General features: G+C 69.6%; 18 protein-coding genes. 10 read left to right on the top strand and 8 right to left on the bottom strand.

Annotation, left to right across the window (positions count from 1 at the left end):
- Positions 1–123: 123 nt before the first annotated feature.
- On the top strand, positions 124–2,421 hold the full coding sequence (locus tag HNR07_RS20735) for a SpoIIE family protein phosphatase (protein ID WP_184366420.1): 2,298 nt from the start codon (positions 124–126) through the stop codon (positions 2,419–2,421).
- Between the two features lie 841 nt (positions 2,422–3,262).
- Here HNR07_RS20735 and HNR07_RS20730 read toward each other — a convergent pair.
- Together HNR07_RS20730 and HNR07_RS20725 are read right to left on the bottom strand one after the other, a co-directional pair.
- Positions 3,263–3,430, bottom strand: coding sequence for a hypothetical protein (locus tag HNR07_RS20730; protein ID WP_184366419.1), 168 nt, complete (start codon positions 3,428–3,430; stop codon positions 3,263–3,265).
- Between the two features lie 37 nt (positions 3,431–3,467).
- Positions 3,468–4,610, bottom strand: a complete 1,143-nt coding sequence (locus HNR07_RS20725) for an acyl-CoA dehydrogenase family protein (protein ID WP_184366418.1) — start codon at positions 4,608–4,610, stop codon at positions 3,468–3,470.
- Between the two features lie 231 nt (positions 4,611–4,841).
- On the opposite strand from HNR07_RS20725, the gene HNR07_RS20720 reads away from it, so the two are divergent.
- The 5 genes from HNR07_RS20720 (at position 4,842) to HNR07_RS20700 (ending at position 9,234) form a co-directional block, all read left to right on the top strand.
- Positions 4,842–6,959 carry an MDR family MFS transporter gene (locus HNR07_RS20720; RefSeq protein ID WP_184366417.1) on the top strand — a complete coding sequence of 706 codons (2,118 nt, stop codon included), beginning with the start codon at positions 4,842–4,844 and terminating at the stop codon, positions 6,957–6,959.
- Positions 6,960–7,048: 89 nt separating this feature from the next.
- Positions 7,049–8,191: an acetyl-CoA C-acetyltransferase gene (locus tag HNR07_RS20715; RefSeq protein WP_184366416.1), complete on the top strand. Its 1,143-nt coding sequence runs from the start codon at positions 7,049–7,051 to the stop codon at positions 8,189–8,191.
- A gap of 132 nt (positions 8,192–8,323) precedes the next feature.
- Complete coding sequence (locus tag HNR07_RS20710) at positions 8,324–8,476, top strand: hypothetical protein (RefSeq protein WP_184366415.1); 153 nt, start codon at positions 8,324–8,326, stop codon at positions 8,474–8,476.
- 76 nt (positions 8,477–8,552) lie between these two features.
- Positions 8,553–8,792 carry an AbrB/MazE/SpoVT family DNA-binding domain-containing protein gene (locus tag HNR07_RS20705; RefSeq protein ID WP_184366414.1) on the top strand — a complete coding sequence of 80 codons (240 nt, stop codon included), beginning with the start codon at positions 8,553–8,555 and terminating at the stop codon, positions 8,790–8,792.
- Positions 8,779–9,234: a type II toxin-antitoxin system VapC family toxin gene (locus HNR07_RS20700; protein ID WP_221318888.1), complete on the top strand. Its 456-nt coding sequence runs from the start codon at positions 8,779–8,781 to the stop codon at positions 9,232–9,234. The genes HNR07_RS20705 and HNR07_RS20700 overlap by 14 nt, the downstream gene beginning before the upstream one ends.
- On the opposite strand, the gene HNR07_RS20695 is transcribed toward HNR07_RS20700, so the two are convergent.
- Both HNR07_RS20695 and HNR07_RS20690 read right to left on the bottom strand, forming a co-directional pair.
- Positions 9,231–10,454: a winged helix-turn-helix domain-containing protein gene (locus tag HNR07_RS20695; protein WP_184366413.1), complete on the bottom strand. Its 1,224-nt coding sequence runs from the start codon at positions 10,452–10,454 to the stop codon at positions 9,231–9,233. The genes HNR07_RS20700 and HNR07_RS20695 overlap by 4 nt on opposite strands.
- A 59-nt stretch (positions 10,455–10,513) precedes the next feature.
- Positions 10,514–12,493: an acyl-CoA dehydrogenase family protein gene (locus tag HNR07_RS20690; protein WP_184366412.1), complete on the bottom strand. Its 1,980-nt coding sequence runs from the start codon at positions 12,491–12,493 to the stop codon at positions 10,514–10,516.
- Positions 12,494–12,943: 450 nt separating this feature from the next.
- On the opposite strand from HNR07_RS20690, the gene HNR07_RS20685 reads away from it, so the two are divergent.
- Together HNR07_RS20685 and HNR07_RS20680 are read left to right on the top strand one after the other, a co-directional pair.
- Entirely contained in the window at positions 12,944–13,774 is an 831-nt protein-coding gene (locus tag HNR07_RS20685) for an exodeoxyribonuclease III (protein ID WP_184366411.1), read from the top strand.
- A gap of 121 nt (positions 13,775–13,895) precedes the next feature.
- The gene (locus tag HNR07_RS20680) at positions 13,896–14,798 is read left to right on the top strand and encodes a ribokinase (RefSeq protein ID WP_184366410.1); all 903 of its coding nucleotides are present in this window, start codon (positions 13,896–13,898) and stop codon (positions 14,796–14,798) included.
- A 121-nt stretch (positions 14,799–14,919) separates the two neighbouring features.
- Here the strand turns inward: HNR07_RS20680 and HNR07_RS20675 are convergent, their stop codons facing one another.
- Together HNR07_RS20675 and argS are read right to left on the bottom strand one after the other, a co-directional pair.
- Positions 14,920–15,525, bottom strand: coding sequence for a YceI family protein (locus HNR07_RS20675; RefSeq protein ID WP_184366409.1), 606 nt, complete (start codon positions 15,523–15,525; stop codon positions 14,920–14,922).
- A 333-nt stretch (positions 15,526–15,858) separates the two neighbouring features.
- Positions 15,859–17,604, bottom strand: coding sequence for an arginine--tRNA ligase (gene argS / locus HNR07_RS20670; RefSeq protein WP_184366408.1), 1,746 nt, complete (start codon positions 17,602–17,604; stop codon positions 15,859–15,861).
- A 98-nt stretch (positions 17,605–17,702) separates the two neighbouring features.
- Between argS and HNR07_RS20665 the strand changes: the two genes are divergently transcribed.
- Positions 17,703–18,179, top strand: coding sequence for a protein-tyrosine phosphatase family protein (locus HNR07_RS20665; RefSeq protein ID WP_184366407.1), 477 nt, complete (start codon positions 17,703–17,705; stop codon positions 18,177–18,179).
- Between the two features lie 20 nt (positions 18,180–18,199).
- Here HNR07_RS20665 and plsX read toward each other — a convergent pair whose 3' ends face one another.
- A complete protein-coding gene (gene plsX / locus HNR07_RS20660; protein ID WP_184366406.1) occupies positions 18,200–19,282 on the bottom strand; it encodes a phosphate acyltransferase PlsX in 1,083 nt (360 codons plus the stop codon).
- Positions 19,283–19,737: 455 nt separating this feature from the next.
- Here plsX and HNR07_RS20655 point away from each other — a divergent pair, with 455 nt between their 5' ends.
- Complete coding sequence (locus HNR07_RS20655; protein WP_184372410.1) at positions 19,738–21,081, top strand: KamA family radical SAM protein; 1,344 nt, start codon at positions 19,738–19,740, stop codon at positions 21,079–21,081.
- A gap of 293 nt (positions 21,082–21,374) precedes the next feature.
- Here the strand turns inward: HNR07_RS20655 and HNR07_RS20650 are convergent, their stop codons facing one another.
- A complete protein-coding gene (locus tag HNR07_RS20650; RefSeq protein WP_017582685.1) occupies positions 21,375–21,608 on the bottom strand; it encodes a DUF397 domain-containing protein in 234 nt (77 codons plus the stop codon).
- Positions 21,609–21,859: the final 251 nt, after the last annotated feature.

The following is a 21,859-nucleotide window of genomic DNA, read 5'->3' as shown; positions in this document are numbered from 1 at the left end:
TCGGGATTGTCTCATTGCGCTGCGGGAACGTTGACGGTGTTGCTACGCTCGCCCCAAGGTGCGGTCGTTCGGGGGACCCGGAGCGGGCATGTGTGCAGCTCATGACGGCGAGGTGGCGGCTAGATGACACGGTGGGGTGAGCCCTTCCGGGAGAGCGACGCGCTCGCCACGGCCGAGGTCGTAGACCAGGCCCAGATCGCCATCGTCGTCATCGACCGGTTCAGTCTCCTTCGCTACTGGAACCCGTACGCCCGCGAGCTGTTCGGGTTCGTCGGCGGGCGTGACTACGTCGGCCTGTCCTTGCTGGACATCGGCATCCACGAGTCCGACCGCGAACACGCCTCCCAACTGGCCCGCCGCGTCCTGCGCGGCGAGCCGTGGGAGGGCACGTTCGCCGTGCTCAAGGGCGACTCCACCTGGATCCACGTGCGGGCCCAGGCGGTGCCCATGCGCGACGACTCCGGTGAGATCGACGGCATCACCCTGATCGCCCGCGAGGCCCTGCGCAGCGGGCGGGTCGAGGAACAGTACGGCCTGCTCGAACGCATCGGCAGCCGCCTGGCCAGCTCGCTGGAGTTCGACTCCACGGTCAAGGGCGTGGCCGGGATCCTGGTGCCGCAGTTCGCCGACCACTGTTTCATCGACCTCTACGACCACGACCGCCTGGTCAGACAGGTCTCCGTGCACGCCGAGGGCTGGAGCCCGCCCGCGGACAGCTGGTTCGACGTCGGCGACGAGGTCCGCTACCCCGAACGCCACTTCGTCACCCAGGCGATGCGCCGACTGGAGACCGTGGTCAGTAGCGACTACCTCTTCGAGAACTCACCCAACGACCGCTCCGACCGGGTCTCCCGCCAGGTCGGCGTCACCTCCGCCATCGCCGCCCCGCTGCGGGCCCGCGGCGAGGTCCTCGGGGTGCTCACCCTCGCCCTCTCCGGGCTCTCCCCGCGCCAGAAGAGCAGCTACGGCGGCTTCGACCGGGACCTGGTCGGCGCCATCGCCTCCCGGGTCGCGCTGGCCATCGACAACGCCCGGCTGTTCGAGGAGGAGCGCAGCACCGCGCTCGCTTTCCAGAACAGCCTGCTGCCCAGCCACTTCCCGCCGCTGGACGGACTCACCCTCGCCCACCGCTACCTGCCCGCCGGGCCGCTCCAGGCGCACGGGCACGGCGTCCAGACCCAGGTCGGCGGCGACTTCTACGACGCCATCCCGCTCTCGGCCGGGCGCGTCGGTCTGGTCATCGGCGACGTCGAGGGCCGGGGCCCGCACGCCGCCGCTGTCATGGGCCAGCTGCGCGCCGCGCTGCGCGCCTTCGCCCAGGCCGACAGGGAACCCGCGGACATCCTGCGCGAACTCGACGAGTGGGTGCGCCAGCTCGGCACCCCCGACGGCAACGGCGGTGTCTGGATCCCCAGCGTGAGCTGCCTGTACATGGTCTACGACGCCTGGTCGCGCGAGCTCTCCTACGCCAACGCCGGGCACGCCTCCCCGCTGCTGATCACCTCCGACTCGGTCGAGGCCCTCGACCTGGAGGTCACCGACCGCATGCTGGGCGTGCGCGCCAAGGGCGGCTCGGGCGAGGGCATCGTCTACCACCAGGCCAACCTGCGCCTGCCGCTGGGCGCCACCCTGGTCATGTACACCGACGGCCTGGTGGACCGGCGTCCGGTCGGCGGCAAGGCCGATCCGGAGCGCGCCCTGGAGCGGATGACCGAGCGCGTCGCCGAGGTCGCCGACAAGGACGTGGAGCAGATCGCCGAGGTCGCCGTGCACAGCGTGCCCGGCGAGCTGGACGACGACACCGCTCTGCTGGTCGTGCGCACCCACTCCGAGGAACTGGCGCTGCGCGAGGGCTGGTTCCCCTCGGAGGCCTCCACCGTGGGCGCCGCCCGACACCTGGCGGCCGACACCTTCAAGGAGTGGGGGGTCGACCGAGACCAGGCCGAACTCGCCTGCCTGCTGGTCTCGGAGATCGTCACCAACGTGGTCATCCACGCCACCCCGCACCCGGTGCACCGCGAGTTCACCGGCGGCGGCGTCCTGGACTCGGAGACCCCGCTCGACTCGGGCGGGATGGTCGACGAGTTCGACGAGGACTGGAGCGATCTGCTGGAGGCGGTCGCCGAGGAGGACGAGTCCACCGACAACCCCGGTGAGAAGGAGTTCCTGCTCCGACTGCGGCGCGGTGCCAACGCCGTGTGGGTGGAGGTCTTCGACCACGACCTGCGCCTGCCGCGGATCCGTAGCGCCGCCGCGGACGACGAGGGCGGCCGCGGGCTGTACCTGGTCGAGCAGCTGGCCAGCCGCTGGGGATCGCGGCCCACCCCGGACGGCAAGGCCGTCTGGTTCGAGATGCCGATGCACGCCGACGAAGAGGCCGAGATCGAGGTCGAGGAGGCGGAGAAGGACGACGAGGAGTAGCCCGGCACGGTAGGGGGTCTTCGTACCGCGGTCCGTGCCGCCTCGTACACGTGCGGGCCTCGGGGCCCGCCGCGCGCCCGGCAGCTCCTCCAGCGGATCATCGAAGCCGGACGGCTCCGATCCGCACGCCCCCGAGCACAGGTCAGATTCACACCTGCCTGATCTGCGGTAGGGGTCCTTCTGCGCTGGTCGGGGACCGTATCGCCTCAAACCTGTTCCGGGCTGTGAAAAAAATGCCCCCTGCCCTCCTTGTTTGTCTGTAGTCGTCTGGTTACTTTATCTGTTGGTAAAGGGTCTGTCTGGCGCAAGGAATGGTGGTGTGCGCATTGTCCGTCAGGGGAGTGAAAGCTGTTCCGGGCTTCCCGGGGCGCATCATGGAACAAAGTCCCAAGAGGTTCCCGGCGACGATTGTGCTCCGTTGAGGGGCATGTAGTGTACCGCCAGAGCGTCCGCAGGGGTGGAGATCCGCCCGTCCGGGCCGCGGGGTTCGATTTCCCGGGTCCGCACCGAACCCGTTGGTTAATGGCTTCCGGGGAGTGCCGAAAAGGTGCCCGGATTTCGGTTTGGCCACGGACGGTGACAATTTCACGCACGGCGGCGGTTCGGATAGCGAACAATTCCTTTGCCGATAGTCGAACGTGTCCTTTGGCAACACCCACCTGACCGCTGTCGAACCACCGCGGTCGGGCTCGCTCGTACGGTCCTCACCCGCCTTTGGATCGTCCGGCGGACCCGGCTTCCCCCCGGACGCCGCAGGGCCCGCCACTCCAGTCGAGGTGCTGGAGCGGCGGGCCCTCGGTGTGGCTTCGCGGGCGGGTTCGGGCGCGGCCGCGGCGCGGGCTCAGCGGTAGGAGTTGGCCCACAGCAGCAGGCACACGAAGACGAAGAACACCACGATGCCGCTGGTCGCCCAGGGGATGTGGATCCTGGGTCGGAGCTTGCGCACGGCGATGACGAGCAGCACCACCAGCAGCCCCATCACGATGAGGCCGTCCCACGATCCGCTCACGACCGGTCCCTTCGGGGTTCGGGGGTCCAACGGGGACTTACAGGCCCAGGCCCCGGCCCACGATCTCCTTCATGATCTCGGTGGTGCCACCGTAGATCGTCTGGACTCGGGTGTCCTGCCAGGCCCGCGCCACCGGGTATTCCATCATGTACCCGTACCCGCCGTGAAGCTGCAGGCACCGGTCCATCACCCGGTTGCACATCTCGGTGGTCCACCACTTGGCCATGGCGGCGTCCTCGACGGTCAGTTCACCCTTGTTGAGCAGCTCAACCGCCCGATCCACGTAGGTGCGGCCCATGTCCACCTCGGTGGCCAACTCGGCCAGGACGAAACGGGTGTTCTGGAATCGCCCAATCGAGCGGCCGAAGGCGGTGCGCTCCCGGCAGTACTCGATGGTGTGCTGGAGCATGTAGTCGGCCGAGGCAACCGCGCAGGTGGCGATGGACAGCCGCTCCTGGGGCAGGTTCTGCAGCAGGTGGATGAAGCCCTGGCCCTCGGTGCCGATCAGGTTGGCGACCGGCACGCGTACGTTGTCGAAGAACAGCTCCGCGGTGTCCTGGGCCTTCATGCCGATCTTGTCGAGGTTGCGGCCCCGCTCGAAGCCGGCGGCGCCGCGCTCCACGGCGACCAGGGAGAAGCCCTGCGCTCCGGCCTCGGGGTCGGTCTGGCAGACCACGATGACCAGGTCGGCGTTGATGCCGTTGGTGATGAAGGTCTTGCTGCCGCTGATGACGAACTCGTCGCCGTCGCGCACGGCCGAGGTCTTGATCCCCTGGAGGTCGCTGCCGGTGCCGGGCTCGGTCATGGCGATCGCGGTGATGAGCTCGCCGCTGGCGAAGCCGGGCAGCCAGCGCTTCCTCTGCTCGTCGCTGGTCAGCCCCACCATGTAGGGCGCCATGACGTCGTTCTGCAGGGTGATGCCCAGGCCGCTGGCGTGGGCCCGGCAGATCTCCTCGTTGACGATCTGGTTGTACCGGTAGTCGTACAGCCCGGTGCCCCCGTACTCCTCGGGGACGCCGTGGCCGAGGAGGCCGACCTCACCGGCCTTCACCCACACCTCGCGGGGCACGATCCCGTCCTTCTCCCACTGGTCGTGGAAGGGGACGACGTCCCTCTTGAGGAACTCGGCCACCGATTCGCGGAAGAGGTCGTGGTCGGCGTCGAAGAGTTCCCGCTTCATGCTCTGCTCCGGAGGTGTCGGGGATCACTGTTGTTCCCACACGGTAACCGAATCACGTTCGGTTTTGAAGAGTGGGGGGCAAGCCGGGGCAAAGTTCCTGGCCGCTCGGGCGGTTCCTGCTGGTTTGGCGGAGTCCGGTTCCTAGGCTGGCCGGAGCAGGGTCGTGGAAGCAGCCGTGGAAGCAGGAGGGCTGCGCAGAGTCGGGCGGCCCGCACCCCGGGAGGCGATTCGATGTCCCAGAGCACCGCCCAACAGCGTGAACGGAGTGAACAGGGCGGCGGTCGGATCGCGCTGATCATGACCGCCCTGATGCTCGCCGTGCTGCTCTCGGCGCTGGACCAGACCATCGTCTCCACCGCCCTGCCGACGATCGTCTCCGACCTCGGCGGTCTGAACCACCTGTCCTGGGTGATCACCGCCTACCTGCTGGCCGTCACCGCCAGCACTCCGCTCTGGGGCAAGCTCGGCGACCAGTTCGGCCGCAAGCGGCTGTTCCTGTGGTGCATCGCGATCTTCCTGCTGGGGTCGGTGCTGTGCGGGATGGCGCAGGACATGCTTCAGCTGGTCCTGGCCAGAGGGCTCCAGGGGATCGGCGGCGGTGGTCTCATGGTGCTGGCCTCGGCGATCATCGGCGACGTCGTCTCACCCCGGGAGCGCGGAAAGTACCAGGGGCTGTTCGGCGCGGTCTTCGGCGTATCCAGCGTGGCCGGGCCGCTGCTGGGCGGGCTGTTCGTGGACCACCTGTCCTGGCGGTGGGTGTTCTACGTGAATATTCCGCTGGGGCTGCTCGCCTTCGCCACCGTCCTGGCCGTGCTGCCTCGCAACGCCCCGGTCGGCCGCCAGAACATCGACTACGCGGGCATCGTCCTGCTCGCCGCCACCGCCGTCTGCCTCACCCTGGTGGCCTCCTGGGGCGGCGGCGTCTACGCCTGGCTGTCCTGGCAGATCATCCTCCTGGCGGCGGCCGGTGTGGGCCTGGGCGTGAGTTGGTGGCTCACCGCCCGCCGGGCGAGCGATCCGGTGATGCCGCTCAGCCTCTTCCGCAACCCGACCATCGTGGTGGGCATGTCCATCGGCTTCTGCGTCGGGTTCGCGATGATGGGGTCGCTGGCGTTCCTGCCGCTGTTCCTGCAGGTCGTCCACGGGCTCTCGCCGACCGCCTCGGGCCTGCACCTGCTGCCGATGGTGCTGGGCATGCTCATCACCTCCATCAGCAGCGGCCGCCTGGTCACCCGGACCGGTCACTACAAGATCTATCCGGTGGCGGGGATGGCGCTCACCGCGATCGGCCTCTTCCTGATGTCGGGCATGGGCCCGGACAGCTCGCTGGTGGAGATGGGGATCTACTTCTTCGTGCTGGGCGCCGGTCTGGGCCTGGTGATGCAGGTGGTGGTCCTGGTGGTGCAGAACGCCGCCTCCTACGACGACCTGGGTGTGGCGACCTCCTCGGCGACCTTCTTCCGCTCCATCGGCGGATCCTTCGGCACGGCGGTGTTCGGCGCGGTCTTCGCCGGGCAGCTCGCCTCGAACCTGGCCGCCCGGGCCGGGCAGACCGACCTGCCCACGGGGGTGGACGCGAGCTCGCTGGAGAGCGACCCGAGCGCCATCGACCGGCTGCCCCCGCAGGTGCAGGCGAGCTTCCTGGAGGCCTACGCCGACGCCATCGACATGGTGTTCCTGTGGGCGGTCCCGATCGCCGTCGTCGGGTTCGTGCTGGCGCTGTTCCTGCGCCAGGAGCGACTGCGCACCACGATCCGGACCCCGGACCTGGACGAGACGGTGGCCCCGGTGGCAGCGCCCGGCCGCAGCGCCATGGCGCAGGTGGAGCTCGAGGTCTACCAGGCCTGCGGGGCCGAGGGCGCCGAGACGATGTACGAGCGGCTGCGCGAGGCGGCCGGGCTGGAGGTCTCCACCGAGGCCTGCTGGGCGCTCAGCCACATCGGGGTCCGGGGGCCGATGAGGGTGGCCGAGCTGTCCGCGATGTCCGGGCTGGACGCCTCCCGCTGGGCGGACGTCCACCGGGAGCTGCTGGACGCGGGTTACCTGACCGGCGAGGACGAGCCGTGGGAGCTCAACTGGCGGGGCGAGGACGCCGTGCGCGGTCTGTACGAGTCGCAGCGGACGGCACTGCGTTCACTGCTCTCCAACTTCGGGCCAGACGAGCACCCGGACGTGGTCGAGGTCCTGGAGCGGGTCACCGGCACCACTCTGGGCGACGACAGCGACGCCGGGTGGCTGCACGACAACGGACACGACCACGTGCGCGACCACGTGCGCGACCGCGTGCGCGACCGCGAGCGTGACCACGAGCGTGGTTCTGAAGGGCGCTGGCCTGCGGGGGAGATGTGAGAACGGGGGGCGGGGTCTTGCCAGGAAACCAAAACCGAATACAGTTCGGTTCATCAGGACGTCACCATTCACGCCCCTTGGAGGACCCAGTGGCTGAGGCCTACATCGTCGGTGCGGTACGCACCCCCGTCGGCACGAAGAAGGGTGCCCTGGCCGCCGTGCACCCGGCGGACCTGGGCGCGCACGTCCTCAGGGAGCTGGTCGAGCGCACCGGTGTCGACCCCGCCGCGGTCGAGGACGTCATCATGGGCGTGGTCAGCCAGGCCGGTCCGCAGGCCCTGGACCTGGCCCGCACCGCGTGGCTGTCCGCCGGTCTGCCCGAGACCGTCCCCGGCGTCACCATCGACCGCCAGTGCGGTTCCTCGCAGCAGTCCATCCACTTCGCCGCCCAGGGCGTCATGTCCGGCACCCAGGACCTGGTCGTGGCGACCGGGGTGGAGAACATGGGCATGGTCCCCATGGGCGCCAACGTCCAGTTCGCCATCGACAACGACCTTCCGCTGTACGGCGAGGGCTGGATCGAGCGCTACGGCTTCCAGGAGATCTCCCAGTTCCGCGGCGCCCAGCTCATGTGTGAGAAGTGGGGCTACAAGCGCGAACGGCTGGAGGAGTTCGCGCTGGAGAGCCACAGGCGCGCCGCCGCCGCGCAGGAGGCCGGTTACTTCGACTCCCAGATCGCCCCGATCGCCGGGGTGAGCAGGGACGAGGGCGTCCGCCCGGACACCACCATGGAGAAGATGGCCGGGCTCAAGCCGCTGCGCGAGGGCTGGGAGCTCACCGCCGCGATCGCCAGCCAGATCTCCGTCGGCGCCGGTGCGCTGCTCATCGCCTCCGAGAAGGCCGTGGAGCGGCACAACCTGACCCCGCTCGCCCGCGTCGTCCAGCTGTCGCTGGTCGGCGACGACCCGGTCTACATGCTCACCGCCCCCATCCCGGCGACCAAGATCGCCCTGGAGAAGGCGGGCCTGAGCATCGACGACATCGACGTCACCGAGATCAACGAGGCCTTCGCCCCGGTCCCGATGTCATGGATCGACGAGCTCGGCGCCGACCCGGCCAAGGTCAACCCGAACGGCGGCGCCATCGCCCTGGGCCACCCGCTGGGCGCGACCGGCTCCGTGCTGATGACCAAGCTGGTCAACGAGCTGCACCGCACCGGCGGCCGCTACGGCCTCCAGACCATGTGCGAGGGCGGCGGCCAGGCCAACGTCACCATCATCGAACGCGTCTGATCCCAGTCGCCGAACGACGGGCCGCGCACCGACCAGGTGCGCGGCCCATTCGTCGTTTCACGCCCCCGGACCAGCGGGTTTACCTAGGAGGGCTCCACGGAAGAGCTCACGCTGGAGCTCGACGACCAGCTGATGTCACGCATGCGGTGCTCAGCCGACCGTCGTGGCCTCAGCCTCAACGGGTACGTGACCTGGGTAGTGCGGGTGGCCGTCGGAGCCGAGCCGAGCGCTGACGAAGACCAGGAGCTCCGCGCCCGCCTCGCCGAGGCCGGGCTGTTGGGTTGACCTGACGTGCCGCCGATGTTCTCGGCGTCGTTGGAGTCTTCCCGAAGTAATACCTCGAAAGTATTACTCTGGACCCATGAGAATCACTGAGAAGGGTCAGGTCACCATCCCCGTTGAGGTGCGTAGAAAGCTTGGCCTCAACCCGGGAGACGAAGTCGAGTTCGTCCTTGAAGGCAATGGGGCCCGTGTGGTCCGAGCGGCAACTGTTCCCTCACGGGGTAAGCGCCTGGTCGAGCGCCTGCGTGGGAAAGCCACGACCACTATGACCACGGACGAGATCATGGCGTTGACCAGGGGAGACGATGACGACTGTTGAGGTCGGTAGGTCCTGCCTGGAAAGTGCCAAGTCGATGTCCCCTTCGACACTGGTTGACACCAACGTGCTTCTCGACGTCTTCACGCGTGACCCCACCTGGGCGGGTTGGTCCGAACAAGCCCTTGCCGAAGCAGCTGACCAGGGGCCCCTGGTGATCAATCCGATCATCTACGCCGAGGTTTCCGTTGGATTCGATCGGATCGAGGAGCTGGACCTGGAGTTGGCGGGCGACTTCGTTCGGTCGGACCTCCCCTGGGAGGCTGCCTTCCTGGCGGGGAAGTGCCATCTGCGTTACCGAAAGCAGGGCGGGACGAAGCATGCTCCGCTCCCAGACTTCTATATCGGTGCACATGCGGCGATCGAGGGCCACCAGCTCCTCACCAGGGATGCTCGACGGTTCCGAACCTACTTCCCTTCGGTCAAGCTCATCTCTCCGAATTAACGGCGCAGGCCCTCGCCGCCGATGCCGTTCTCCAGGCCGAGCCAGGCGGCCATCTCCTTCAGTTGCTCGACGAGCTCGGGCATGGTGTCGGCCGGAGCGTCCTCCTCCAGGGTGACCTGGCGGGCGAGCAGGGTGCCCGAGGCGCGGTCCGCCTTGAGGTCGACCCGGGCGACCAGGTCCTCGCCGAGCAGGAACGGCAGCACGTAGTAGCCGTGCACGCGCTTGGCGGCGGGCACGTAGATCTCCAGGCGGTACCGGAAGCCGAACAGCTCCTCGGCGCGCTCGCGCGTCCACACCAGGGAGTCGAAGGGGCTCAGCAGGGCGCGGGCGTCCACCTTGCGGGGCACGCGGGCGTCCTTGTGCAGGTAGGCCGGGCGGTGCCAGCCGCGCACGGTGACCGGGACGAGTTCGCCGGAGTCCACGAGGTCACTGACCGCTGCGCGGGACTCGGTGCCCTTGAGTCGGAAGTAGTCGCGCAGGTCGGGTTCGGTGGCGATCCCGTGGGCGCGGGCGGCGATGGCCACCAGCTCCCGGTGGGCCTCTTCCGGTGCGGGGTGGGGCAGTGCGTGGACGTCGGCGGGCAGGACGCGTTCGGGAAGGTCGTAGCGGCGCTCGAACTGGGTGTTGCGGCCGTTGGAGGTGAGGTCGCCGATCCAGAACAGGTACTCCAGGCACTTCTTGACCTCGGACCAGTTCCAGCCCCAGTGGTCCTTGGCCCTGGGCAGGTCGTGGGCCAGGGCGGCCTCGACCTCGCGGGCGGTGGCCGGGCCGATCCGGGCCACCTCCTCGTGCGCCGCCTTGACCAGCTCGGGGCTGTTCTCGCGGACGCTGTTCATCCACCCCACGCGTTCCTGGGCTCGGTTGCGCTCCATCCGGTGCCGCATGAGGCGGTGTGTGGCGGGCGGAACCAGGCTCGCCTCGTGCGCCCAGCACTCGACCAGCCGGGCCGGGCTGGCGCCCGCGGCGGTGGTGGTGGCCCGGTCCAGCAGGGCGGGGGAGTAGCCGCCCAGGCGGGCGAACACCGGGAGGTACTGGCTGCGGGCCAGCACGTTCACGCTGTCGATCTGGAGCAGACCCACCCGGCGCACGACCCGGGCCAGATGGGTGAGGGTGGGTTCGCCGGTGGGCCTGGGGTCCTGGAAACCCTGGGCGGCCAGGGCGATCCGCCTGGCCTGGGACAGGGAGAACTCCGCGTCGTGGCGGGGGTGCGGTGCAGCCATTCGGCCACCGTAACCCCCGCCGACGACATTTTTCGGCGGGAGGAGTCAAAGAGGCGGACTCAGCCCATGCGGCGGTGCTGGTTCTCCTCCTTGGACGGGCCGGGCGCGGCCGGGGCGATCAGCGGCCCCGGCAGGGAGGGGTCGAGCACGCCCTCCTCGAGCCAGGTGTAGGAGTCGTTCATCAGGCGGCGGGCGAGCTTGCCGTCCAGGTCGTCGGTGTTGGACCACAGCCCTTCGAAGAGGGTGTGGATCCGCAGCCGGGCCTGGTGGCAGAATACGTCGGCCAGCTCCTGCGGGGTGGTGCCGCGCTCGGGGTGGGCGTCCGCGTCGGCCTGGGCGCGCACGATGACGGCGGTCATCGCGAACAGCTCGGCGCCGATGTCCACCACGCGGCCCAGGAAGCCCTGCTTGACCTCCATCCTTCCCTGCCAGAGCGACATCGCGTAGAACGTGGACCGGGCCAGCTTGCGCGAGGTGCGCTCCACGAAACGCAGGTGGGCGGCGAGCGGACCGAACTCCACGAAGGCCGACGGCACCTGGCCCTGGCCGACCACCAGGCTCGGCAGCCACTTGGCGTAGAACCCGCTCGCCCTGGCCAGCGCCCGCGCCTTGTCGGAGCGGTCGGCCTCGGGGTCGATGATGTCCCCGGCCACGGACAGGTGCGCGTCCACCGCCTCACGGGCGATCAGGAGATGCATGATCTCCGTGCTTCCCTCGAAGATCCTGTTGATTCGCAGGTCACGGAGCATCTGTTCGGCGGGTACCCCGCGCTCGCCGCGCGCGGCCAGGGAGTCGGCGGTCTCGAAACCGCGACCGCCGCGGACCTGGACGAGTTCGTCGGCGATCTTGTACGCCATCTCCGAGGCCCACAGCTTGGCGATGGCTGCCTCGATGCGGATGTCGTGGCGCTTGTCGTCGGCCATCTGGCTGGACAGGTCCAGCATGGCCTCCATGGCGTAGGCGGTGGCGGTGATGAAGGACAGCTTCTTGGCCACCTCCTCGTGCTTGCCGACCGGGCGGCCCCACTGGACGCGTTCGCGCGCCCACTCACGGGCGACCCTGGTGGCCCACTTGCCCGCGCTCGCGCACAGAGCGGGCAGGGACAGGCGGCCGGTGTTGAGGGTGGCCAGGGCGATGCGCAGTCCGTGCCCCTCCCCGCCGATCCGGTTGGTGGCGGGCACGCGCACCCGGTGCAGGCGGGTGACGCCGTTCTCCAGCCCCTTGAGCCCCATGAAGCGGTTGCGGTGCTCCACGGTGATCCCGGGGGAACCGCCCTCGACGACGAACGCCGTGATGCCGCCGCGGTGGCCGGGGCTCTCGGGCACGCGCGCCATCACGACGAGGAGTTCGGCGACCACGCCGTTGGTGGTCCACAGCTTGACCCCGTCCAGCACGTACTCCGAGCCGTCCTCGGTGGGTGTGGCCGTGGCGTGCAGCCGCGCCGGGTCGCTGCCGACGTCGGGTTCGGTGAGCAGGAAGGCGCTGATAGCGCCCGCGGCGCAGCGGGGTAGGAACTCCCGCTTCTGCTCGTCGGTGCCGAACATGGAGACCGGCTGCGGGACACCGATGGACTGGTGGGCGGAGAGCAGGGCGCCGATCGCGGGCGAGACGGAGCCGACCAGCATCAGGGCGCGGTTGTAGTAGACCTGTGTGAGGCCGAGTCCGCCGTACTCGCTGGAGATCTTCATCCCGAACGCGCCGACGTCGCGCAGGGCTGCGACGGTCTCGTCTGGGATGCGTTCCTCGCGCTCGATCCGCTGGGGGTCGATGCCCTCGCACACCTTCCTGAGCTTGGCGAGGAAGGCCTCGCCGCGTCGGCGCGCGGAGGTCTCGGGTCGCGGGAAGGGGTGGACCAGGTCCAGACGCAGGCGGCCCAGGTACAGCTCCTTGGCGAAGCTGGGCTGACTCCAACCGCTCTCTCGGGCCTGTTCGGCCACCTGACGAGCCCGGCGCTCGTCGACCTCGGGCCGCTTGGACCCGGGGACCTCGGGTTGGTTGACCTCGGGTCGGGCGCCGGGTTGGGGTTCGACCGTCGACATGGGCGTACTCACCTCACTGAGGGAAGGGTCGATGTGGTCTGAGTCACAGCCCTACCCCGGGGTGGTGGATCTGACTCGTGGTGGATCTGACTCTTGGGCGCGCCGAGGAACTGGTGGGCTCTTCGCGCCTGGCGCCTCCTGCCTGCCTGAGCGGTGTGCTCTCCCAGCGCGGCAAAGCCCCAGTTCATAGGTCTGGAGGTAACTTTCTGCCCGCTTTGCGACAAAAACCTTGCGCGCAATGCGAACCGTTTGCACGGGTTGGCCGTCCAACGGGGCGCGACGGAAACCAACCGAGCATGTGCCGGGAGTCGCCCAAGCCCCGGTGCGGAGGACGGCCGCACCGGGGCTACTTCACGCGTCCGCACCTGTTCACCCCGTGTGTTCGGTGGTCCACCGGTGTGTTGCTCCAGCTCCGGCCAGGTCGTCGGCGCGATCCTCTAGCCTTTGGCTGTGCGTATCGCGACATGGAATGTGAACAGCAGCCGCGCCAGGGCCGAGCGGATCGGCGACTGGTTGGACCGAAGCGACGTCGACGTCCTCGCCATGCAGGAGACCAAGGCCCGCGACGACCAGTTCCCCGAGTCGGTCTTCACCGACCGCGGGTACGAGGTCGCCCACCACGGCCTCTCCCAGTGGAACGGGGTCGCGATCGCCTCGCGGGTGGGGCTGGAGGACGTCCGGATCGGCTTCCCCGGGCAGCCCGGCTTCGGTGACCCCGAGGAGCGCGAGGCCCGCGCCATCGCGGCCACCTGCGGCGGCGTCCAGGTGTGGAGCCTGTACGTGCCCAACGGCCGTGAGGTCGACCACCCCCACTACGCCTACAAGCTCCGCTGGCTGGAGGCCCTGCGCGAGGGGGGCGCCGCACGCCTGGCCGAGGACCCCGAAGCGCAGATCGCCTACGTCGGCGACTTCAACATCGCGCCGCAGGACGACGACGTCTGGGACATGGCCGCCTTCGAGGGGCTGACCCACGTCACCGAACCCGAGCGGGCCGCCTTCGCCAAGCTGGTGGACGCGGGCTTCGCCGAGGTGGTGCGCGAGTACACCCCCGGACCCGGCGTGTACACGTACTGGGACTACAAGGGGCTGGCCTTCCCCAAGCGCAAGGGCATGCGCATCGACTTCGTGCTCGCCTCGCCCGCGCTGCGGGCCAGGGTGACCGGAGCGAGCATCGACCGCGAGGAGCGCAAGGGCAAGGGCGCCTCCGACCACGCCCCGGTGATCGTCGCCCTCGACGGTGCCGACAGCCAGCCGGTCGACCGGCCCCAATCCAAGAAGTGATCCGGTCCAAGTAGTGGCCCGGCCCGAGAAGTGACCCGGCCGTAGAGCCAGAGAACCCGACTCGTGACCCGGTCGAAGACCCGGGAAACCCCGAGCAGTGAACAGCGAAGTGAGTAACGAAGTGAGCTCCGCAGCACCGCGTCTCGCCGTATTCGGCAGCGTCAACATGGACCTGGTGGCCTACGTGGACGAGGTGCCCGGCGGCGGCGAGACCGTCACCGGCACCGACTTCCGGCAGGTCCCCGGCGGCAAGGGCGCCAACCAGGCGGTGGCGGCCGCGCGGGCCGGGGCCGACGTGACCTTCCTCGGGGCGGTCGGCGACGACGCCTTCGGCACCGAACTGCGCGCCAACCTGGTGGCCGACGGGATCGACGCCTCCGGGCTGCGCACGGTCCCCGGGGTGTCCGGGGTCGCCCACATCGTCGTGGACGGTCGCGGCGGCAACCGCATCATCGTCGTCCCCGGGGCCAACGGCGAGGCCGGGGTCGCCGAGGGCGACGAGGCGCTGGTGGCCGGGTCCGCGGCGCTGCTGCTCCAGCTGGAGCTGCCCATGCACGCGGTGGTCGCCGGGGCCCGCCTGGGTCGCGGGTTGGGCGTCCCGGTCTACCTGACGCCCGCCCCCGCGCGCGATCTCCCGGAGGAGCTGCTGGAGAACGTGGACGTCCTGGTGCCCAACCAGCACGAGGCAGCGGCGATCACCGGGCACACCGAGCCGTACGCCGCGCTGGCGTCGCTGCTGGAGAGGGTGCCCGAGGTACTGCTGACGCTGGGCGAGGACGGCTCGCTGTACGGGCGCCGCGGTGAGGAGCCGGTGCGTGTTCCGGCGCTTCGCGTGGAAGCGGTGGACACCACCGCGGCCGGGGACACCTTCTGCGGTTCGTTCGCGGTGGCCCGGGCGGAGGGCCGGTCGGCGCGGGAGGCGATGGAGTTCGCCGCGGCGGCGGCCGCGATCTCCGTGGGACGGCACGGAGCCAGCTCCTCGATGGCCTCGCGGGACGAGGTCGAGGCCCTGCTCAAGGGCTGATGCGGTTGTCCCCAGCGGCTGAGGTACCTGTGCTCCGCGGCTGAGGTGGCCGTGCGGGTGGTTCCCGCCGGTGGCCCTGCCGACGGACCGGAGGATCGGGCACATGCCCCGACCCGTGTGATCAGGGGGTGTGCCCGATCTGTTTGAGGAAGGGCGCGGGGTCCTGGTTCTGTAGGCGCACCTCCAGCACGATGTCCACGGTGTCGCCCACGACCCGCCCGCCCCAGGGCGTCGATCCGCCGTCGCCGACCCCGAAGTCGGACAGGCTGATCCGGGTGGTGGCGGAGAAGTAGTGGCCGTGGGTGTCGTCGGGGGAGCCGAGGTCGGGGGCGTCGCCCACCCACTCCGAACTCAGGCTGACCGGGACCTGCCTGCCGCGGATCTCGAGGTCGCCGCGCAGGCGGAAGGAGTCGTGCCGTCTGGTCTGCTCTAAACCGGTGGAGGTGAAGCGGATCTGCGGGTGCTGGCGCACGTCCAGGAAGTCGGGGGAGCGCAGGTGCGCGTCGCGCGCGTTGACCCCGGTGTTGACGCTGGTGGCGTCGATCGCGACGGATACCGAGGACCGGGCGGGGTCCTCGGCCACCCGGACCTGCCCCTCGGCCTGGCCGAAGGTGCCCTGAACCCGGCCGAAACGCAGGTAGTGGGCGACGAAGATCAGGCTGGAGTGCAACGGGTCGAGGTGCCAGGTACCGGGGCCCGGGCTGAACTCCGCGGGGGTGGATGTCATAGGTGAAAACTCCCTTTATGTCCTGTATGCGGCAAACGTCCACACACTTTAGGTCTGATGCGCCACCGGAACCCCGAGTTCCGGCCTGACCTGCGCAGAGACATTCGACTCGGGCTTTTCGGGAAGGTGCTCGAACCGCCTCCGACAAGGCAGATCGGCCTATTCATGTGTGCTGTCCGAGCTGCTTCGGCGACCCCGCCCGCGGCCGGTTCCGGCCATCGGGGGAGCGGGGTTCCGGCCGCCCTCCGCGCACACGAGCCGCGCATACGACAGGAGGGCCGGGGCGCTGGGCCCCGACCCTCCTTCGTCTGCTCCGGATACCGCTGCCTACGGCTACATGTACTCGGGCGACTCCACGCCGAGCAGCTCCAGCCCCTGGACCAGCACGCGCAGTGCCACGGAGACCAGCGCCAGCCGCGACTCGCGCTCGGCCTCGGTCCCGGCGGTCAGCACCGGGCAGTGCTCGTAGAACGCCGTGAGGTTCTGCGCCAGCTCGAACAGGTACGTGGACAGGCGGTGCGGCTGGAGGTGGTCGCCGACCTGCTCCACCACCGCGCCGAAGCCCAGCAGCTTGAGCGCGAGGTCGCGCTCGGCGCCCTCGGCCACGCTGATCCGCCCGTCGATCGCCTGCGGGTCCACCCCGCCCTTGCGGAAGATGGAGCGGATCCGGGCCTGCGCGTACTGCAGGTACGGGCCCGTGTTGCCGGTCAGCGCCAGCATGCGGTCGAAGTCGAACACGTACTCGGTGTCGTGCGAGACCGACAGGTCCGCGTACTTCACCGCGCCGATGCCGACCTTGTAGGCGATCTCCGCCTGCTGCTCGGCGTCGAGGTCGGGGCGGTTCTGCGCGACCACGGCCGCGGCCCGCTCGATCGCCTCGTCCAGCAGCTGCATGAGCCGGACCGGCTGGCCGCTGCGGGTACGCAGGATCTTGCCGTCCGGGCCCAACACGTTGCCGATCTGCACGTGCGTGGTCTCGACGCTGTCCGGCAGCCAGCCGGCCTTGCCGGCGGTGGCCCACACCATCTTGAAGTGCATGGCCTGCGGGGCGCCGACCACGTACAGGATGCGGTCGGCCTTGAGGTCGTCCACCCGGTAGCGCACGGTCGCCAGGTCCGTGGTGGCGTAGCCGTAGCCGCCGTCGCTCTTGCGGATGATCAGCGGCACCGGCTTGTCCTCGCGGCCGGTGAAGCCCTCCAGGAACACGCACAGCGCGCCGTCGCTGACCTCGGCGATGCCCTTGGCCTCGAGCTCGTCGCAGACGTCGGCGAGCACCGCGTTGTAGCTGCTCTCCCCGGCGAGGTCGTCGTCGGTGAGGGTGACGCCGAGCTTGGTGTAGACCTTGTTGAAGTAGACCTTGGAAAGACCCACCAGCTTGCGCCACAGGCGCAGTGTCTCCCCGTCGCCGCCCTGGAGGGCGACCACCCGGCGGCGCGCGCGGGCGGCGAACTCGTCCTCGCCCTCGCCGGAGGAGTCGAACTTGGTCCGGGCCGCCTGGTAGAAGGCGTTGGGGTCGGTGGTGAGCAGGTCGGCGTCGGCGGACTCCTCACCGACCTCCAGCAGGTGCTCGATGAGCATGCCGAAGGGGGTGCCCCAGTCACCGATGTGGTTCTGTCGGATGACGTTGTGGCCCAGGAACTCCAGGGTCCGCGCCAGGGAGTCGCCGACCACGGTGGTGCGCAGGTGCCCGACGTGCATCTCCTTGGCCACGTTGGGCGCGGAGTAGTCGAGCGGGATGTTCAGGCGCTCCTGGAGCGGCACACCCACGCGGGGGTCGTCGAGGAGCTGACGGGTCTGCTCGGCGATCCAGTCCTCGCGGAGCGTGAGGTTGATGAAGCCCGGCCCGCTGACCTCGACGTCGCGGCAGACGTCGGACACGTCGAGGTGCTCCATGATCGCCGCGGAGACCTCGCGGGGCTTTCGGCCCAGGCGCTTGGCGAGCGCGAGTGCGGCGTTCGCCTGGTAGTCAGCGAACTGGGACGGGCGGATGACGGGGTCGGTGTCGGCGTACTCGGGGCCGAAGGCGGCGCCGAGAGCGGACTGGACCCGTCGCGAGAGTACTTCCTGCGGGTCGGCCATACCCCTAAGCCTACCGACCGGGCATGCCCTTCCCGACAGCTGGCAAACAGGTCACACGGTCCCTGTGGAGCGCGGGGGACGCCGGATACGCTCCCCGCATGAACCACCGGACGAGTGAACCCAATGACCCGAAGAACGAGCCGCGGGGCGGGCTGTGGGACCCGGCGGCCCCGGGCGTGCTGCGCCTGCCCTCGGGGCGGCTGGTCCGCGGCCGGGGCCTGGGCTACCCGCTCCCGGCGGGGCCGCACCCGGAGTTCGGGCTGTACCTGCTGGACCACGCGCCGCCGACCCTCAGCTGGACCAACCACTGGGTGCCCTGGGAGGACTTCGGGCTGCCCACCGATGACGCGCAGGCTCTGGCGCGCTTCCGGGAGGCACTGGAACGGGCGGGCCGGGAACGGGTGGAGCTGGCCTGCCTGGGCGGGCGGGGCAGGACCGGGACCGCCCTGTCCTGCCTGGCGGTGCTCGACGGGGTCCCGCCGGAGGAGGCGGTGGCCTACGTGCGCGAACACTACTCCCCGCACGCGGTGGAGACCCCGGAACAGGAGGCCTACGTGCGGCGCTTCGAGCCCTGACAGATGACTCGGCGCACGGGTCAGCGGTCCTCGGTGCGCCGGTGCAGCCAGTGGGGGGAGCGGTGCGGCACCCGGCGGCGGATCTGTTCTCCTATCCGACCGCCCGACAGGTCGTGGGCGAGCTGGCAGGCGTGCGCGACGCCCTCGGGATGGCTGTCGCCGTGGGCGATGACCACCGTGCCGTTGAGGCCCAGCAGGGCCGCACCACCGTAGGTCTCACTGTCGAAGCGCTCCCGGAGCTTGCGCAGGGCGCCGCGCTGGAGCATCGCCCCCGCCTTGGCCATGGTGGAGGAGGTGAGCGCCTCCTTCACGGCGTTCAGGGTGAAGGCCGCGGTCCCCTCGATGGTCTTGAGCGCCACGTTGCCGCTGTGGCCGTCGGTGACCACCACGTCGACCTTCCCCCGGAAAAGGTCGTGGCCCTCGATGTTGCCGCGGAAGTCCATGGTCTCCGAGCCCTCCGCCAGGGCGGCCAGCATCTCGCTGGCCCTGCGGACGAGCTTGTTGCCCTTGCCCGGCTCCGAACCGATGTTGAGCACGCCCACGCGGGGCCGTTCGACCCCGAAGGCGGTCTGCGAGTAGGCGCAGCCCAGGTGCGCGAACTGGACCAGCATCTCCGGCTTGGCGTCGGCGTTGGCCCCCGCGTCCACCATGATCGTCGGCACCGGTTCGGTGGGAAGGGTCACCGCCAGAGCCGGGCGCAGTACACCCGGCTGGGTGCGCAGCCGCACCGTGGAGGTGGCCACGATCCCGCCGGTGGAGCCCGCGGACACCAGGGCGTGCGCGTCGCCCCGGCGGATCAGCCGGCAGGCCACCGCGGCGCTGGAGCGGGGCCGCCGCCAGCTGGCCAGCGCCCCCTCGTGCATCGCTATGTCGTCCTCGGCGTGCACCACCGGGATGTCGCGCAGGGCGCCCTCCTCGGCGAGCATGGCGGCGATCTCGGTCCGCCGCCCCACGAGCAGGACCCGCAGGCCCAGGTCGCGCACGGCCATGACGGCGCCGCGCACGATCTCGCGGGGCGCGTTGTCTCCGCCCATGGCGTCCACCGCGATGATCGGCGGTGGCGTACGCGGGACCGGGGAGTCCGCGTCGGTTGTGCCAGTCACAGCTTCCTCACACGGTCGGTTGGTGTTCGGCGGGCGGGTAGTGTGTGCCGTTCGCGCAGCTCGGTACGGGTCGGTCTCACGGGTGCCAGCACGGTTTCGCGGCAGGGGTGAGCACGCCCTCAGGGGCTGTGCGGGTGGTGTGGTGACACGCTATCGGGTCGTCCTCGCTCCGCCTGCGGACGGCACCTTCGCGCACCCATGCGAGGATACTTCCAGTATGTCCAGGTCAGGGCTGGATATTGCGCAGAGTGGGTACAAATCCCCTAGTCGGGGTATATCCGCTCGCTGGCTCGGTCACTGGCAACACTCCGAGCACAGCTGATAACCGAATTTCATCCCACGGTGGTCTCCCCGGTACCCGTATGCCGGAACCACCGGTTCAGGGCTGCCCTCCTTCACCATGGAGGGCCCCTGTTCAACCGCAGGAGAGGAGAGGCGTGAGCGTTACGCCAGACGTGGCACAGTCCCCGTCCGCCGGACGTCGGTTTCGTGCCTACACGACGAAACACCTTGACGAGCTCACGGCGCGAGCCGGTCTCGCCGCCGACGAGCAGCTCGCGGTCAAGGCGGTCGCCAATGTGCTTCCGTTCCGCGTCAACAGCTACGTCATCGACGAGCTGATCGACTGGGATGCCGCTCCGGACGATCCGATCTACCGCCTCGTCTTCCCGCAGGCCGACATGCTGCCGCAGGACGACGTCGCCAGGATCGCCGACCTGATCAGCTCGGGCGCCGGTCGCAAGGAGCTCAACGAGGCCGCCAACCAGGTCCGGGCCAAGCTCAACCCGCACCCGGCCGGCCAGATGGACCTCAACGTGCCCACCACGGGCAACGAGGAGCCCATCCCGGGGATCCAGCACAAGTACAAGGAGACGGTGCTCTTCTTCCCGAAGCAGGGGCAGACGTGTCACGCGTACTGCACCTACTGCTTCCGCTGGGCGCAGTTCGTCGGCGACGCCGACCTGAAGTTCGCGTCCGGTGAGATCGACCAGATGGTCGAGTACGTGCGCTCGCACCCCGAGGTCACCAGTGTCCTGTTCACCGGTGGCGACCCGATGATCATGGGTGAGGGGGTCATCTCCCGCTACATCGAGCCGCTGCTGGAGATCGAGCACCTCGAGGCGATCCGGATCGGGACCAAGGCGCTGGCCTACTGGCCGCAGCGCTTCACCACCGACCCGGACGCGGACGACACGCTCCGCCTGTTCGAGAAGGTCGTGGCTTCGGGCAAGAACCTCGCGTTCATGGCCCACTTCTCGCACCCGAACGAGATGAAGCCCGAGCTCGTGCAGGAGGCCGTGCGCCGGATCCGCGCCACGGGGGCGGTCATCCGCACCCAGGCCCCGCTGATCCGCACGATCAACGACGACTCGGCCACGTGGGAGGACATGTGGCGGACGCACCTGCGCCACGGCATGGTGCCCTACTACATGTTCGTCGAGCGTGACACCGGCCCGCAGGACTACTTCGCGGTGCCGCTGGCCGAGGCGTACGACATCTTCCGCGGTGCCTACACGAAGGTCTCGGGCCTGGCCCGGACCGTGCGCGGCCCGTCGATGTCGGCGACCCCGGGCAAGGTGTGCGTGGACGGTGTGACGGAGGTCTTGGGAGAGAAGGTCTTCGTCCTGCACTTCATCCAGGCGCGCGACCCGGAGCTGGTCGGCAAGCCCTTCTTCGCCAAGTACGACGAGAAGGCCGCCTGGTTGTTCGACCTCAAGCCCGCCCTCGGCGCCACTCACTTCCCGTGGGAGCAGGCCCCGGTCGGCACCAACGGCCTGGTCGACCCCACCCGCCTCTAGCGCGCTGGCGGGGTAGCCGAACAGTCAGGCCGCGAAGGCGGTAGTGAGGCTGTGCGGCGGTAGCACACGGAGCCCGGCACCTGGTAGGTGCCGGGCTCCGTTCGTGTCCGCGCCGTGGACGGAAACACAGCCGCCACGGGACGGGGTCGACCGCGCGGCTGACGGCGCGGACACGTTTCCTGGGCTGGTCTGCCGGTGGGGGAAGAGGTGCCCAGGGCGGGGGATTCCGGGGAGGGTCTGGGGTGTGGGATCCGTGGTCCGGATCCCGGGGTGTCGGATCCGGGGGAGCCGGGTCAGTCGATGAGTGCGTCGAACTCGCCGGTCTTGGCGCCGCGGACGAACGCCCTGATCTCCGCGGGCGTGTAGACCAGTGCGGGGCCCTCGGGGTCCCGGGAGTTGCGGACGGCGATGTCGCCGCCGGGGAGCTCCGCCACCTCCACGCAGTTCCCGTCCGGGTTACTCCAACTGCTCTTGGTCCATACGACCTTCAACCGGTCCGCGGGGACGCCGTTGTAGATCGGGTGCATCCTCAACCTCCTGGAACATCGGGGACTCGTGAGCGGGGTGTCCACAGCGGCTCCGGCACGCCGTGCTCGTAGGGTCGGGCCACCCTGACCGCCGTCCGCCCTGGCCCAGGACGGACGGGTTTTCGGGGGCAGTCCGTTCGTCCCCGTGCGAGCCCAAAGCGTAGTGCATGCACGTGCATACGTGATTGCATCGGTAAGTGCCTGTACGTCACCTGGGGCCGGGGCGAAGGTGGAACCGCATGTCACGCCTA

Origin of the sequence: Nocardiopsis metallicus, assembly GCF_014201115.1 — a bacterium.
In the GTDB taxonomy this organism is placed as follows: Bacteria; Actinomycetota; Actinomycetes; order Streptosporangiales; family Streptosporangiaceae; genus Nocardiopsis; species Nocardiopsis metallicus.
This window is presented reverse-complemented; position numbering and strand designations above follow the sequence as displayed.